The organism is Pedobacter sp. UYEF25, assembly GCF_054061655.1.
Window position 1 is genome coordinate 111,664 of sequence record NZ_JBSSEL010000015.1, and the last position, 14,832, is coordinate 126,495.

General features: G+C 38.5%; 14 protein-coding genes. 11 read left to right on the top strand and 3 right to left on the bottom strand.

The genetic code is table 11. The annotated features are described in order from the left end of the window. The first annotated feature begins 168 nt into the window (after nucleotides 1-168). Nucleotides 169-2,160, top strand: coding sequence for a (E)-4-hydroxy-3-methylbut-2-enyl-diphosphate synthase (gene ispG, locus ACVWYG_RS14385; RefSeq protein WP_457270932.1), 1,992 nt, complete (start codon nucleotides 169-171; stop codon nucleotides 2,158-2,160). Between the two features lie 29 nt (nucleotides 2,161-2,189). Here ispG and ACVWYG_RS14390 read toward each other — a convergent pair whose 3' ends face one another. Both ACVWYG_RS14390 and ACVWYG_RS14395 read right to left on the bottom strand, forming a co-directional pair. Beyond that, nucleotides 2,190-3,029 carry an alpha/beta hydrolase family protein gene (locus tag ACVWYG_RS14390; protein ID WP_457270933.1) on the bottom strand — a complete coding sequence of 280 codons (840 nt, stop codon included), beginning with the start codon at nucleotides 3,027-3,029 and terminating at the stop codon, nucleotides 2,190-2,192. Nucleotides 3,030-3,033: 4 nt separating this feature from the next. Continuing rightward, nucleotides 3,034-3,423 carry a DoxX family protein gene (locus ACVWYG_RS14395; protein WP_457270934.1) on the bottom strand — a complete coding sequence of 130 codons (390 nt, stop codon included), beginning with the start codon at nucleotides 3,421-3,423 and terminating at the stop codon, nucleotides 3,034-3,036. Nucleotides 3,424-3,608: 185 nt separating this feature from the next. Between ACVWYG_RS14395 and hemA the strand changes: the two genes are divergently transcribed. The 10 genes from hemA to ACVWYG_RS14445 all read left to right on the top strand — a co-directional run bounded on the left by hemA (nucleotide 3,609) and on the right by ACVWYG_RS14445 (nucleotide 14,439). After that, a complete protein-coding gene (hemA, locus tag ACVWYG_RS14400) occupies nucleotides 3,609-4,835 on the top strand; it encodes a glutamyl-tRNA reductase (RefSeq protein WP_457270935.1) in 1,227 nt (408 codons plus the stop codon). A 333-nt stretch (nucleotides 4,836-5,168) separates the two neighbouring features. Then, complete coding sequence (gene hemC / locus ACVWYG_RS14405) at nucleotides 5,169-6,749, top strand: hydroxymethylbilane synthase (protein WP_457270936.1); 1,581 nt, start codon at nucleotides 5,169-5,171, stop codon at nucleotides 6,747-6,749. An 89-nt stretch (nucleotides 6,750-6,838) separates the two neighbouring features. Further along, nucleotides 6,839-7,807 (top strand): porphobilinogen synthase, encoded by a 969-nt coding sequence (gene hemB, locus ACVWYG_RS14410; protein ID WP_457270937.1) that lies wholly within the window; start codon nucleotides 6,839-6,841, stop codon nucleotides 7,805-7,807. A gap of 82 nt (nucleotides 7,808-7,889) precedes the next feature. Next, nucleotides 7,890-9,260 carry a glutamate-1-semialdehyde 2,1-aminomutase gene (gene hemL, locus ACVWYG_RS14415; RefSeq protein ID WP_457270938.1) on the top strand — a complete coding sequence of 457 codons (1,371 nt, stop codon included), beginning with the start codon at nucleotides 7,890-7,892 and terminating at the stop codon, nucleotides 9,258-9,260. 60 nt (nucleotides 9,261-9,320) lie between these two features. Next, complete coding sequence (locus ACVWYG_RS14420) at nucleotides 9,321-10,187, top strand: sensor histidine kinase (RefSeq protein WP_457270939.1); 867 nt, start codon at nucleotides 9,321-9,323, stop codon at nucleotides 10,185-10,187. An 11-nt stretch (nucleotides 10,188-10,198) separates the two neighbouring features. Continuing rightward, nucleotides 10,199-10,903 (top strand): response regulator transcription factor, encoded by a 705-nt coding sequence (locus tag ACVWYG_RS14425; RefSeq protein WP_457270940.1) that lies wholly within the window; start codon nucleotides 10,199-10,201, stop codon nucleotides 10,901-10,903. Next, nucleotides 10,903-11,430: a hypothetical protein gene (locus ACVWYG_RS14430; protein ID WP_457270941.1), complete on the top strand. Its 528-nt coding sequence runs from the start codon at nucleotides 10,903-10,905 to the stop codon at nucleotides 11,428-11,430. Before ACVWYG_RS14425 ends, ACVWYG_RS14430 begins: the two co-directional genes overlap by 1 nt. A 29-nt stretch (nucleotides 11,431-11,459) precedes the next feature. Further along, nucleotides 11,460-12,485, top strand: coding sequence for a uroporphyrinogen decarboxylase (hemE, locus tag ACVWYG_RS14435; RefSeq protein ID WP_457270942.1), 1,026 nt, complete (start codon nucleotides 11,460-11,462; stop codon nucleotides 12,483-12,485). A gap of 133 nt (nucleotides 12,486-12,618) precedes the next feature. Beyond that, nucleotides 12,619-13,179, top strand: a complete 561-nt coding sequence (gene hemJ, locus ACVWYG_RS14440; RefSeq protein ID WP_457270943.1) for a protoporphyrinogen oxidase HemJ — start codon at nucleotides 12,619-12,621, stop codon at nucleotides 13,177-13,179. 96 nt (nucleotides 13,180-13,275) lie between these two features. Then, nucleotides 13,276-14,439 (top strand): hypothetical protein, encoded by a 1,164-nt coding sequence (locus ACVWYG_RS14445; RefSeq protein WP_457270944.1) that lies wholly within the window; start codon nucleotides 13,276-13,278, stop codon nucleotides 14,437-14,439. Between the two features lie 201 nt (nucleotides 14,440-14,640). Here ACVWYG_RS14445 and ACVWYG_RS14450 read toward each other — a convergent pair. After that, a partial coding sequence (locus ACVWYG_RS14450; protein WP_457270945.1) for a hypothetical protein occupies nucleotides 14,641-14,832 on the bottom strand: 192 nt, incomplete at its 5' end.

Below are 14,832 nucleotides of genomic sequence, written 5' to 3' on the forward strand. Positions count from 1 at the left end.
GTTTAGTTGACAAAGAGGTATTTCTGCGGTTAGAAAAATTTGAGAGATAGAAGAATTTTTGCCGCTATAAATGATTTTTTTGCGCTCCCTTGCTCGCTTTGCATTATTACTGACAGTCAACAAATCATCCTTTTAACAATTCCGAGCTAATCAGTATCTTTGCAACGCATGGAAAATTTATCGGCACCTCTACTATTAAAAGGTGGTTATTGTAATAGTTTGACGGATTATTCGAGGTTCGTAACCAGGGAAGTAACTATTGGAGACATTGCTATGGGAGGAGACAATCCCATTCGGATACAATCCATGACTACGACGAACACCATGGACACAATGGCAACGGTTGCTCAAACGCTGCGCATGGTAGAGAGTGGCAGCGAATATGTGCGAATCACTGCGCCAAGCGTAAAGGAGGCGGAAAATCTTGCTAACATTAAGAAGGAACTTAAACTTCGCGGGTGCAAGGTGCCACTGATTGCGGATATTCATTTTACTCCGAATGCTGCAGAGATGGCTGCGCGTATAGTAGAGAAAGTGCGGGTAAACCCCGGCAATTATGCCGACAAAAAGAAATTTGAAAATCTAGAATATACACAACAGTCTTACGACGCAGAACTTAGCCGGATTTACAAAAAATTTATCCCGCTAGTTAAAATTTGTAAAGAGTACGGAACAGCCATGCGTATTGGCACCAATCATGGTTCACTTTCCGACAGAATTATGAGCCATTATGGAGACACGCCTCGCGGGATGGTTGAATCTGCCATGGAATTTATCCGCATGTGCGAAGACCAAAATTATTACAATTTGGTTATCTCTATGAAAGCGAGCAATACTCAGGTGATGGTACAAGCGTATAGACTGCTGGTAGAAACGATGGTTAAAGAAGGGATGAATTATCCGCTCCACCTCGGTGTTACCGAAGCTGGTGACGGTGAAGATGGCCGGATTAAATCTGCTGTGGGCATTGGTACATTGTTAGAAGATGGTTTAGGTGATACGGTGCGTGTTTCTTTAACAGAAGATCCTGAATTTGAGGCGCCTGTAGCAAAAGCTTTGGTTGATAGGTACTTGGAAAGAAAGTCTGCCATCGGAAGTCGGAAGTCGGTCATTCCTACCAACTTATCCACCAGTGGATTTGAGGGTTATTCTCCGTACTCTTATTCGCGCCGAATTACAGCACCTGTTCACCACATTGGTGGCCACGACCATCCTGTAGTAATGATTGATGTTTCCAAAGAGAACTTAAAAGATCCATTTTTCTTAAGTGCTGTCGGATATCGCTATAGTGCAGGTTTAGACAAATATAATTTGGCAGATCAAGCCTGCGATTTGGTCTATTTGGGCGACAACTTACCGTCGTTTTCATTTCCAGGAAATTTAAAACAGATCTATAATTATAGCACCTGGCTTGGTTTAAATGACAAACGAAATTGTCATCCATTGTTTTCTATAGAAGAGTTTGAGCGTGCTGATGTTAAAGATGAAGCAATCAATTTGGTAGAAATCAGTTTCGAAAATTTTAACAACTTATCTCCCAATTTGCTAGAAGAATTGACTGAAAAGTCTTCAAACCTTGTTTTTGTTCTTAGAACCTCTGTATTGCACGGCATGGCCGATCAACGGGCATTTTTCATTACTTTACAAGAAAATGGTTTAAAATCACCTGTAATTATCAAGGGAAGTTATCGAAATTTAGATGCCGATCATTTGATGTTGTATGCAGCCACAGACTGCGGCGCGCTGTTTACCGATGGGTTTGGTGACGGTATTTGGATTGATGCGCCTGATGCAAGTTTGCCTTTGCTTAACTCCACTAGCTTCGGTATTTTACAAGCAACCCGAACACGAATAAGTAAAACAGAATATATTTCTTGTCCAAGTTGTGGCAGAACACTTTTCGATTTACAAGAAACCACACAGTCCATCCGTTCGCGTACAGATCATTTAAAAGGTATAAAAATCGGAATTATGGGCTGTATTGTAAACGGACCAGGCGAAATGGCTGACGCCGACTACGGTTATGTTGGCACTGGTCCTGATAAGATTACGCTATATAGAGGGAAAGAAGTGGTGAAAAAAAACGTAAAAACTGCTTTCGCACTAGATGAGTTGATCGAAATTATTAGAGAAGATGGCAACTGGATCGACAAAGCATAGTGTTTACGTTTTTAATTTACAAAGAATTGTTAAGCCAAGCGGTCTATTTCCCTCAAAAATATTAGGCATTTTTCACATACTTGGAGTAAATCTTTTGGCAAATTTTCTTTGAGGTAAGGTTGCGATGCACCGTACACATGATCTGCATCATGCACAATTTCTAAATGGCTTTTTGGATTTGCGAGGTGTAATTTCTCAGCACTTTCTACGGTTACGATTTGGTCGTTACTGCCGTTAACAATTAACCAAGGAACATTGATGCGCTTTGCTGCCTCGATAATATTTAAGCGATCGCTATTTTCTTGATAATCCCTCAAGAAAGTAATGTTTAAAGGCATTTGCACCTTTGTTCTGGAGTTCGTAATGTACATCACACCATCTTTCTCCCACTGAACTTCTTGCGCTGCTTTCCAAAGATTTTTAAAATCTGAGATGGCGCTCCACGTAATTAGTTTACTTATCCGATCGTCGCTCGCTGCAGCTATTATAGATAGACCACCTCCCCGACTATGTCCAATCAAGTTTATTTCTGCTTCGGTCCCGCAGGTTTGAGTGATAAAATCGACAACCTTTTTAAGGTCAAAAAGCTCCTTAGAAAAAGTATTTTCCCCAAACGCGGTCAAATCTGTTACCTCTTTAGGATCGTCCACTGGCACTCCGCTGTGCGAAAAATTAAATTTCAAATACCTATACCCATTCTTTGCAAAATAATTTGCTACTAAATGATGCGCGCCCCAATCTTTATAACCCTTAAAACCATGTGCAAATAAAATAACGGGTGTATTTTTTAAATCGTCATCGAAGGTTATATCGCCTAATATCAATTTATCGTCTGCACCTTTAAGCGTAAAATTGGTGTTTGTAATCATAATTTCAAGGATTTTTAATGTACACAACGGCCCATATAATTAGCACCGCCTGGATGGGCAACCTAATCCACGCAATTAATTTGGTGACCATTATCGTGCCCAACATAAATGGGGCGATCTGTAACATGTAAATGTGTAAAGGTAAATAGGCAATAAGCATCAATACAATTAAAATTCCAGCAAATTTTCTTGTGCGTTTAAAAGCCAATAAAATTCCAAGAATAATTTCTACAACACCTGATAAATAAATCAGAAAAATATGCGCAGGAATCCAAGGAGGCATTATGGAAGCGTAGGCTGTAGTGGCCAAAAAATGATTCGCGCCTGCAGCCACATAAATTATCGCGTAGAGTAAGAGAAAAAAAAGGTAAGTAATGCTATGTTTTTTTGCCATCGTTTAATGTTTAATCATTACCTTTCGAAGCGCATAATTGTTTTGTTTTTCTTTAGGACACATTAAAAGACCTTTAGGTGTTTTATTTAAAAACGTTCTAAATAGGCGTAAATTACAGCTTAATGACAGATGCGGCAACAAGCGTTACTACATTTGTACTCCGTTATAATTAATTATTAGAGCACTTGGAATATCTTAAAGTAATCGCTTTTACCCACCACCATATAGATTTAAAATCTTTGGGCAAGTTGGTTATTTGTGAAGAAAGCTTAAACAGCAGGCTTAAAAATATTCAAGACAAACTTCCTGTTAGCGAAATTTTTTACATCGGAACTTGCAACCGCGTGGAATTTGTTTTTTTAACAAAGCAGCAGACCAATAAAGAATTTGTTACCCAATTTTTGCGGGTTTTGGATATGGGTTTGCCTGAAGAATTTTTGGAACGCTTTATAGATAATGTATCTGTATACGAAAACGAAGAAGCATTTAATCATTTATTGCGTACTTCTTGCTCGCTAGAAAGTTTAATTGTCGGTGAGAAAGAAATTTTAGCGCAAGTACGCAGAGCCTATGAAAGCTGCAGAGATGCAGGTTTTACTGGTGATTACATGCGTATGATTATGGAGCGGGTTGTAAAAACAGCAAAAGAAGTTTACACACATACCAATATTTCGAAAAACCCTGTCTCGGTGGTTTCTCTGGCTTATCGAAAACTTAAAGAATTAAATATGTGCGGTCATTCGCGCATCTTAATTATAGGCGCTGGCGAAACAAATACAACTATCGCTAAATACCTTGAAAAACATAAGTATTCAAATTTCGCTATTTTCAATCGAACGTTAGCAAATGCAGAGGTATTGGCCAAGGAGTTAAGTGGAGTGGCATATAATCTTGTCGATTTAGAACATTACAAAGCAGGTTTTGATGTAATTATTACTTGCACCAGCGCAACTGAACCGATTATAACTGAACAACTCTACGCCAAATTGCTTAATGGAGATACTTCTAGAAAGGTGATTGTAGATTTAGCGGTGCCAAATGATGTTGCTGCAGGCGTTGTTTCTAATAATTCTGTGCACTACATAGAGGTAGAATCGTTGAAAGAAGTTGCAAGAAAAAATATACAAGAGCGCTATAGTGAACTGGTACATGCAGAGGACATCATCCATAAAAATATTGAGGATTTCTTTTACGTGTTAAAACAACGTCGTGTTGAGTTGGCGATGCAAGAAGTTCCGCGCAAAATCAAAGAAATAAGAGAAAAGGCCCTTCATGCAGTCTTTGCAGAGGAAATAAATCAGATGGACGACAATTCCAGAGCTGTTTTGGAACGTGTTATGGCCTACATGGAGAAAAAATACATCAGCGTGCCTATGGTTATGGCAAAGGAGATTTTTTCCAATCAGCCTTAGTGCTTAAAGACTGTTGTATACCAGATTAGTCAGAAAGAATTTCGTTGTTTTAAATTTGTTTCGCCACATTTTGGAAACGCGCTGGGAAAACTTTATCCGTTCATGAGCAGTTAGAATTATAGCTCATTTTTTAAACTAACAATCAATATTAGTTAAAAAAAAGCTATTAGATCAACCCGATCTTATTGCCTGTTTCGACGGAATTTTCTAAAGTCGCATTTATTCTTACCTCAATTTAGTAAAATCTTTCCTTTCTGTAACAGCACTGTCTCATTTTGAAACACATTGCCATAAAATCGCTTTTTAACGTAAATTTGTACTTCATTCTAGTTGATGTTGAAAAAGATAATTATAGGAACACGGGGTAGCGACTTGGCTTTATGGCAGGCAAATTATGTTAAAGACCAGCTTTCGGCAATTGGGCAAGAAGCAGAGTTAAAAATAATTAAAACGCAGGGAGATAAAATTTTAAATCTTCGGTTGGATAAGCTTGAAGGAAAGGGTTTTTTCACTAAAGAGCTTGAAGAGGAGCTTTTGCAAGGAACGATAGATTTAGCTGTTCATAGTTTAAAAGATTTGCCGACCAAAAATCCCGATGGACTTATTATTGCCGCTATCCCTCAGCGAGAAGAAGCAAAAGAATACCTGCTTATTTTAAAAGATTGCGTAGACATCTCAAAAAAGCTGTCGTTAAAAAAGGGCGCAATGGTCGGTACCTCTTCCAATCGTAGAGCTGCGCAGCTTTTAGGGTTGAGACCTGATTTAGAAATTACTGATTTGCGTGGAAACGTTCCAACAAGGATACAGAAACTAAGAGATGAAAATTACGACGCCATTATGCTGGCTAAAGCTGGGGTTAAAAGGCTAGGTTTGGATTTGAGCGATTTACATGTAGAAGAACTAGAAACTTCTGAATTTATTCCCGCACCCGCACAAGGTGCGCTTGGAATCCAAATAAGGAAAAGCGATACAGAATTATTTGAAGCGCTTCAGCCGCTAAATCATACAGAAACAATAGCAGCAGTTAGTGTAGAACGTAAAGTGCTAAATCTTTTTGAAGGTGGCTGCCACATGCCTTTGGGTTGTTATTGCAAAAAAAGCAATGGTAAATATGAGGTGTGGACATCCAAAGCAGAGACGGCTGAGGACTTTCCAAAGCGTTTTTTTGTTCGTGCGGATAGTACTGAAGGCCTTGCTGAAAAAATTGTTCAGAAATATTTAGAAACCACTAAGAATCCGAAAAAGGTTTTTATTTCCAGAGAAATTGGTGAGCACAGTTATTTTAGGCGCGCTCTTGCGCAAAATAATATAGAAATTGAGGGAAGATCTCTCATTAGAACTTTTCCTATCGTTACGGTTTTAGATCACTACATTTTAAGAAATGTAGACTGGATCTTCTTTAGCAGTCGCAACGCAGTAACTTATTTTTTTGGATTAAAACCTTTACTGCCAAAGAAAACAAAATTTGGTGTGGTAGGTTCTGGGTCTGAAGATGCACTTAGGCAAGAAGGTTTTGTCGCAGATTTTGTTGGAATAGGAGGTGACATTGAAGAAATTGCTGCCGAGTTTGCGAAGCTCGTAGCTGGTCAAACCGTAATGTTTCCTCGTGCGCAGGACAGCTTACAGTCTATACAAAAAGCATTGACAAGCGAAACCAAAGTCGTGGATTTGCCCATTTACGAAACGGTAATAGAAGATGAAGTAGAACCTACTTTTGCAGAAGTACTAATTTTTACTAGTCCGAGTAACGTGGAAGCCTATTTTGCAGATAATTTATTGGAATCTGATCAAAAAGTTATTTCTATAGGCAACTCTACTGCCAAAAAATTGGATGAAATGAATATTGCGTATACTTTACCGTACTCGCCAGATGAAGTTGGTTTGGCAGAAGCCGTTTTTGCAATAGAGGTTTAACTGATTTCAATAGCTTGTTAGATTAAACTATTTAATTGTTGTCCTCGAAGCATTAATTCAGCTCATATCAAGATTTTAAACATGTTACAATGGTAAACCGTTTACGTAGATTAAGAAAAAACCCAGTAGTTAGGGAAATGGTTGCAGAAATTAGGCTTTCTAAAGACATGTTTGTATACCCACACTTCATTGTTCCTGGAAAAAATGTTTCTACACCAATTGGTTCTATGCCCGGCGTTAGCCATTTTTCTATAGATGTGCTACAAAAGGAAGTAGAGGATGGTTTAAAAAAGGGATTAAATAAAATTATGCTGTTTGGCGTGGGCGATGAAAAAAGTTTAGATGCAAAATCTGCTTTTGATGAAAAGTCGTTGGTTCCAACTGCCGTAAGAGCGCTCAAGAAAAGCTTTGGAGAAGATTTATATGTGATCACGGATGTGTGTGTGTGCAGTTATACAACGCACGGGCACTGCGGTATTTTGGAAAATGACTATGTGCAGAATGATAAAAGCGTCGAAGTTATTTCCAAAATGGCTTTAGCGCATGCCGAGGCCGGTGCAGATATGTTTGCGCCATCAGATATGATGGATGGTCGCGTGGCCGCAATAAGAAAAAAGCTGGATGAAAACGGTTTTGTCAATGCTGCTATAATGAGTCACGCCACAAAATTTTCATCTTCCTACTACGGTCCATTTAGAGAAGCTGCAGATTGCGCCCCAAGCAAGGGAGACAGAAAGGCATATCAAATGGATTTTAGAAATCCTACGGAGGCGATAAGAGAAGCACTTCAGGACGAGCAAGAAGGAGCCGATGTGCTAATGGTTAAACCCGGACTGGCTTATTTGGACATTATTTATCGCCTAAAACAAAGTAGTAGGTTACCCATTGCAGTTTACAACGTTTCGGGCGAGTATGCAAAAGTAAAGGCTGCGGCTCAACGCGGTTGGCTTGATGAAGAGAAAGTAGTAATGGAGACAATGTATGCCTTTGCGAGAGCAGGAGCGAGTATCATTGCTACTTATCATATAAAAGATATTTTAAATAACAATTGGATGTAAATGAAGCTAAAAGTTAAAGCGCTTAATTAATTGACAAACGCTTGCTTTTATTTTCTTTCTCCCAGCTTTAAGCTTAAAAAAAATGTTAGACTCTTTAAAAAAAATATTTAGTGGAAACGAGGCAGACTTTCCGATAAACACCGGTAGTAAACCAGATATATCCAGAGAAAAGTCCGCTGCGCTATATGAAAAATCCAAGACTTATTTTCCGGGCGGCGTAAACTCCCCGGTAAGGGCTTTTAAATCGGTTTATGGTACGCCACTTTTCATAGAAAAAGGCGACGGTTGCTTTATTTGGGATGCGGATGGAAATCAATTTATAGATTTTTGCAATAGTTGGGGTCCATTAATTTTGGGGCACAACAATCCTAAAATAAGAGAGAAGGTAACGGAAACCATGCAGAAAGGCATGAGTTTCGGAGCTCCTACTGTGTTAGAAAACCAATTGGCTGCATTAATTATAAAAAATAATCGTTTTGTAGAAAAAATTAGGTTCACAAGTTCGGGTACAGAAGCGGTGATGAGTGCTGTGCGTTTAGCGAGAGGATTTACCGGACGCGATAAAATTTTAAAATTTGAAGGATGCTATCACGGCCATAGCGACTCGCTGTTGGTAAAAGCGGGGTCAGGCCTAGTTACTTTTGGTCAAACCTCATCTGCAGGTGTACCTAAATCCTTTGCAGAGGAAACCATTGTCATTCCATTAAATGATAGAAATGCGATTACGCAAGCGTTTGACCAATTTAAAGGTGAAATTGCAGGTGTAATTATCGAAGGTATCCCTGCTAACAACGGTTTAATTATTCAAGATCAAGACTACATCCATTTTTTGAGGGACATTTGTACTGAAAACAGGTCTTTGCTAATTTTTGATGAGGTAATTACTGGTTTTAGATTGGGTTTTGAAGGTGCGGCTGGTTACTATGAAGTGAAGCCAGATATCTTAACTTATGGCAAAATAATTGGCGGTGGTTTACCTGTCGGAATGTACGGTGCATCGGCAGAAATTATGAGCCACATTTCTCCAGATGGGGATGTCTATCAAGCTGGTACGCTTTCTGGCAATCCAGTTGCAATGGCGGCGGGAATAGCAACGCTTACCGAACTTTTAAAAAGCGGATTTTATAAAGATCTAAATGGAAAGACCGAAGAATTTGTTGGCAGCATACAGCGGTTTGCAACTGCTAGAAATTATAAATTTAAGGTTTTTTCTGCAGGCTCTATCTTTTGGTTTTCATTTACCGATAAAGAAACTGTTAAATCCGCAGATGACATAGAATCTATTAGCATGGATAAGTTTAAAACTTTTCACCGCGAGCTTTTAAATCGTAGTATTTACTTAGGTCCTTCAGGATATGAAGTTGGTTTTGTATCTGCAGCACATACCAAAGTTGAGCTAGAAAAAGCAAAGCGCGCAATTTTTGAGAGCTTAGATGTCGCTTTTAAATCTTAGTTTTACGTGTATTAAGTAAATCAAAAATTACATTTTCAAGCGATCTAACCAAATGTGTAAATGAAAAAATCCATCATTATATTCTACTGTTTACTGCTGTATGCCTTAATTCAATTGGTTTCTTGGGGATCTTTAGTGGTGCATTTGGAACCTAGTAGAATGACCATGATCATGGGCGAGGGTGCAGTGTTTCTGTTTCTGATCGGAATCGGTGCGTTTATCCTGCATGAAGCGATAAGAGGGGAGGCGAAATTGAGAGGGCAACAGCAAAATTTTCTGCTCTCTGTTACGCATGAGCTGAAATCGCCTTTGGCAGCCATAAAACTATCCTTGCAAACCATTGTTAAGCGGAAATTAGATCCTGAAAGACAAAATTCCTTATTGAGTAACTCATTAAAAGACATCGACAGGTTGGACGACTTGGTTGAAAACATGTTGTTGGCAACTAAAATCGAGAACAAGTCATACACCTTTCCTAAAGAAACATTTAATTTTTCTGAGATGGTGTACAAAATTGCAGATAGACTGCAAGTACATTCCTGCGAAATAGAACAGATTATCGATGCAGATATACAGCCAAATTTGCAGATTGAGGGTGACAGATTTGCACTGTCATCTGTGGTCACAAATTTATTGGAGAACGCCATCAAATATTCAGATCCTTGCGAAGAAATAAAAGTGATTTTAAAACAGGTTGGGGATCATATTGTATTAAGTGTAGCTGATGTTGGACAGGGAATATCAGACGCAGAAAAAATGCTTATATTCGACAAGTTCTATCGCGTAGGTAATGAGAATGTCAGAAAAGCAAAAGGAACAGGTTTGGGCTTGTTTATTGTGAAAGAAGTTTTGCAAAGTCATGATGCAGACATTACTGTGAAGGACAATGCACCTCGGGGAACCATTTTTGAAGTTACTTTTGGTTAAAAACTATAATTATGTCGCAAAAATTAAGAATATTATTGGTAGAAGACGAAGACCATTTGTTAGATGCCATAAAGTTAAACCTAGAGTTAGAAGGTTATAAAGTGCACGCTGTAAAAAACGGGAAGACCGCTTTAAAAGTTTTTAAGGAAGAGCGTTTTAATTTGATTATACTGGATGTAATGCTGCCAGAAATGGACGGTTTTCAGGTTTGTGAAACCATTCGTTTAGAAAATAATGAAGTTCCAATTATGTTCTTAACGGCTAAAAATACTTCTGAAGATCGTGTTTTAGGGCTTAAAAAGGGCGCTGACGATTATTTGGTTAAACCATTTAATTTGGAAGAACTGATTTTGCGCGTTGGTATTTTAGTAAAACGTAGTTTAAAATCAGATGATTTAAAAGAGCTTAACTCTTATAAAATCGGCGATAAGACCATCTATTTCAATTCTTTTGAATTGAAAAATGATGACGGGAACATTACTCCATTGACAAAAAAAGAGACAATGTTGCTTAAGTTACTGATCGAACGTAAGAATGAGGCTGTATCGCGCGAGCAAATCTTAGAAACAGTTTGGAATTATGATGTTTATCCATCCACAAGAACTATTGACAACTTTATTTTAACCTTTCGCAAATACTTCGAGCCCGATCAAAAAAATCCTGTGTATTTCCACTCTATTAGGGGCGTTGGCTACAAGTTCACTGATGTAAATTAATGTTTAACAGTTCCGGCAGGTTTGCTTTAATGGCCGTTTTTGGCCTGTGTACTGCCGTATGCTCTTATTACGACCAATTGCAGCTTGCGCTTTTATCTGTGCTACTTTTGTGTTTTATACTGTGGAGCCATTTTAAACATGGATCTGTGTTGATGGCTTCTAAATACTTTAAAAACAATGAATTTTCTAAAGCCAAAAGATTTTTGGCAGAGACAAAAAATCCAGAGCGATTGTCGAAAAGTAGACGCGGGTACTATGAGTTTATGCAAGGCAATATGGCTTTGAGAGATGAGGATTATAATCAGGCAGAATATCACTTTCAAATCGCTAGTCGGTTTACTGTTGGCGGAAAAAATGAGAAGTCCTATGTACTTATCCACCTTGCTAATTTGGCATTAAGAAAAAACGATACCGTTAGAGCTGCTGCTTATGCATATAAAGCCAAAGAACTTTCTACCACTAACCGGTCGAAAGAAATTATCAATAAAATAGAAAAAGAAATTAAAAGAATAGAGGTTAGTGTATAATGAGCGCTAATTAAAAGCATTTTACCGACATGATTAACAACTTATTTTTAGATGCAGCATTTTCAAAACAGACCGAACGCCCACCTGTTTGGATGATGAGACAAGCCGGAAGGTTTATGCCAGAATATTGGGAAATTAAAAATAAATATTCTTTTTTGGAAATGTGCAAAACGCCAGAAATCGCGGCTGATGTAACCATGTTGCCAGTAAATTTATTAAATGTAGATGCTGCCATTTTATTTTGTGATATTTTGGTAACCGGCGAGGCGATGGGAGGAGACTTAAGTTTTACTCAAGGTATTGGTCCAAGATTTGCAAACCCCGTGCGTACAGAGGCAGACGTTGAAAATTTAAATGTAGATTGTTTAGAAGAGCTACAATATGTGGCAAATGCCATTAAAGAAATTCAGAAGCGTCTTCATGGAAACATCCCGCTTATAGGTTTTGCTGGCGCACCATTTACAGTAATGAGCTATTTGGTTGAAGGTGGATCTTCCAAAGATTTTAAGTTAACCAAGCTGATGTTGCATAACCAGCCAAAATTGGCGCATGCACTACTTGCTAAAATTGCTGCGGTAACAGCCGATTATTTAAATATGCAAATTGCAGCAGGTGTAAACGCGGTACAGATCTTTGATAGTTGGGCGCAAAGCTTATCATGGGACGATTACAAAGAATTTTCTCATAGATACATTCAAGAAATTATTGCAAAATTAAATAGAAAGGACATTCCGGTTATCTCGTTTTGCAAAGGAAGCTCTGTTTTTGCACCAATTATGGCAGAAGCAAATCCCGACGTCGTTTCTGTAGACTGGAACGCAGATTTGTTGAATATAAAAAGTGCACTTCCAAAAAATATGGCAGTGCAGGGCAATTTGGATCCACATATTTTATATGCTGATAAACCAGTAATTAAGGCACAAATTCACAAGCTATTTGAGAGAATGCGTGGTGAAGATGGATTTATATTTAATTTAGGACATGGAATTATGCCCGATATACCTTTCGACAACGTGAAGTATGCATTTGAGGTAGTAAACGAATTTAGGTATTAATTTGTTCCCGGGCCAAATTTCACCCTCGCCACAATCACCGATCTAAAATTACAGAACTAAGCGAAATCAATTCGTAAAATAGTGTATTTTTGTTTGTAAATCTTGGTGGTTTAAGGCATTTCAGCGGTTACCCATGTTAGAAAACTTCTCTTCTTATTACCTCTATGTCCAAGCCGTTCACATCATTTTTGTGGTAAGTTGGATGGCTGGTTTGTTTTATAGCGTACGTTTGTTTATTTATCATACCGAAGCTAACGCGAGGCCTGATTTGGAGCGAATTGTTTTACAAACAGAATTCGAAAAAATAGAAGCTAGGCTTTGGGGCATTATCACCACCCCAGCAATGATTTTAACAGTAATTGCCGGATTGACCATGATTGTGATTAATCCAGCATTACTAAAAATGCCTTGGATGCATGTTAAGCTTGGCTTTGTAGCGCTACTAATTGTTTACCACTTTATTTGCCAGCGCATTATGCTGCAGTTAAAACGCGGAATATTTAAATTAAGTTCATTCCAACTTAGGCTATGGAACGAGGTTGCTACCATTTTGCTCGTCGCAATTGTGTTTACCGTAGTGCTAAAAAGTGCGGTAGAATGGATTTATGGCCTGACTGGACTCATCATTTTTTCCATAGTGATTATGGTGAGTGTGAAGTTATATAAAAAATACCGAGAACAGCGCAATAGTTAAGGTTTGCAGACCCTACATATTAAATTGTTGATTTCTAGAAAATCTTCATCTAGCCTTAACCAATCTCTCTTATCTTCGCAAAAATATGAAGCAAATATGCATTTAAAACTATCCACGAAGGTATTTCTAATTTTTTGTTTATTGGTTAGTGGTAAAGCCAGTTTCGCACAATTTAACCAATCTGCTTTCGAAAACAGAATAAGGCCAGATAGCAGTTTGGTAAACGAGGTACACTTTGATTTTTACAACCTTAACTTCGTTAGAAATTACGAATACACCAATAACTTTCACGACGGTTACACGCTGTATGGTACGCAACTGCGCCCGGAGTTGATCTATTATGCACATCCAAATTTGGCCATCAGAGTCGGTGCGTACATCAGAAAAGATTTTGGGAGAAATGGCGTGTCTGATGCGAAGCCACTCTTTAATCTTACCTATCACAAACGTAACCTTTCGCTCATTTTCGGTAGCCTAGAAGGGAACGTGCAGCATAAATACATAGAGCCGCTTTACGATTTCGAAAACATCATCACCAACCCTATTGAGTATGGTACACAATTGCTGATAGAGCGGAAAAAATTTACGCTAGACGCTTGGATTGCCTGGCAACACATGATTTATAAAGGAGACCTTGCAAAGGAAGAAATAATTGGCGGCTTAATTACCGAAACAACACTTATAGAAGGGAGTGGATGGAAGTTTAGCTTACCTGCACAGTTTATGGCGTTTCATCAAGGAGGACAGATAGACGCACTAAAAAACATTCCGATCAGTACGTTATTTAACGGAGCTACAGGTTTAAAACTTCACAAAAATTTGGGAGAAAACCTTAAACAAGTGTATACCGATAATTACGTCGCGGTGTACAAAGACAATTCTCCTGATAAGAGACGAGCCTTTCAAGGCGGTTTCGGCGTGTGGCTTAATGCGGGCGTAGAGAGTAAATGGGGTAGCTTGGTTGCAAGTTATTGGCACGGAAATAATTTTATTTCGATAAAAGGAATGCCACTTTATGAGTCTGTGGGTAATAATCTGTACGCGCCCGGTTTTACGCAAAGCGGGAGGAATATCCTTTCTTTGCGTTATGCGTATCAAAAGGAACTGATTCCAAATTTATATTTAGACGTGAGGTTTGAGCCTCATGTAGATCTTGATCACACAGATAAACAACTTCAGTTTAACCATTCTTTCTTTCTGACTTACAAGCGAGATTTCAAATTGTTTAAGATTAAGAAGAACGGCAACAATAGTGATTAATCTGGTGGCAATTTTTCGGATCGGTCAACTATGATCTGGGCCTTATCCTGAAGCCGGTTGCGCCAAAGTATAAATTGCTCCCAAGCGCTAACGATGGGAATGGCATCCTCCTAATTGGCCTTTAAAAGCCAATTAAAGATACAATGGACAGCGTGTAAAAGCGCCCTAATAATATCAAACTGTTTGAAAAACTAAAATATTTTAGGGATTTTGGGCGTTCCCCTGAAGAGGGTCGCGCTTTCCGTTGCAATCTTTTTGTTCGTTCCTCGCAAAAAGGATTTCCAAGCAATACACACATGCTAGGTCTTGCGCTAACGATGGGAATGGCATCCTCCTATGTTTGAATAATAATAATTTATCATCAAATTTATAGAAATAAGTGAAGAGGCGAGA

What these genes read in the sequence shown, in the direction of transcription:
- ispG (WP_457270932.1), top strand. Translation starts at nt 169, where the DNA reads ATGGAAAATTTATCGGCACCTCTACTATTAAAAGGTGGTTATTGTAAT.
- ACVWYG_RS14390 (WP_457270933.1), bottom strand. Translation starts at nt 3,029, where the DNA reads ATGATTACAAACACCAATTTTACGCTTAAAGGTGCAGACGATAAATTG.
- ACVWYG_RS14395 (WP_457270934.1), bottom strand. Translation starts at nt 3,423, where the DNA reads ATGGCAAAAAAACATAGCATTACTTACCTTTTTTTTCTCTTACTCTAC.
- hemC (WP_457270936.1), top strand. Translation starts at nt 5,169, where the DNA reads ATGTTGAAAAAGATAATTATAGGAACACGGGGTAGCGACTTGGCTTTA.
- hemB (WP_457270937.1), top strand. Translation starts at nt 6,839, where the DNA reads ATGGTAAACCGTTTACGTAGATTAAGAAAAAACCCAGTAGTTAGGGAA.
- hemL (WP_457270938.1), top strand. Translation starts at nt 7,890, where the DNA reads ATGTTAGACTCTTTAAAAAAAATATTTAGTGGAAACGAGGCAGACTTT.
- ACVWYG_RS14420 (WP_457270939.1), top strand. Translation starts at nt 9,321, where the DNA reads ATGAAAAAATCCATCATTATATTCTACTGTTTACTGCTGTATGCCTTA.
- ACVWYG_RS14425 (WP_457270940.1), top strand. Translation starts at nt 10,199, where the DNA reads ATGTCGCAAAAATTAAGAATATTATTGGTAGAAGACGAAGACCATTTG.
- ACVWYG_RS14430 (WP_457270941.1), top strand. Translation starts at nt 10,903, where the DNA reads ATGTTTAACAGTTCCGGCAGGTTTGCTTTAATGGCCGTTTTTGGCCTG.
- hemE (WP_457270942.1), top strand. Translation starts at nt 11,460, where the DNA reads ATGATTAACAACTTATTTTTAGATGCAGCATTTTCAAAACAGACCGAA.
- hemJ (WP_457270943.1), top strand. Translation starts at nt 12,619, where the DNA reads ATGTTAGAAAACTTCTCTTCTTATTACCTCTATGTCCAAGCCGTTCAC.
- ACVWYG_RS14445 (WP_457270944.1), top strand. Translation starts at nt 13,276, where the DNA reads ATGCATTTAAAACTATCCACGAAGGTATTTCTAATTTTTTGTTTATTG.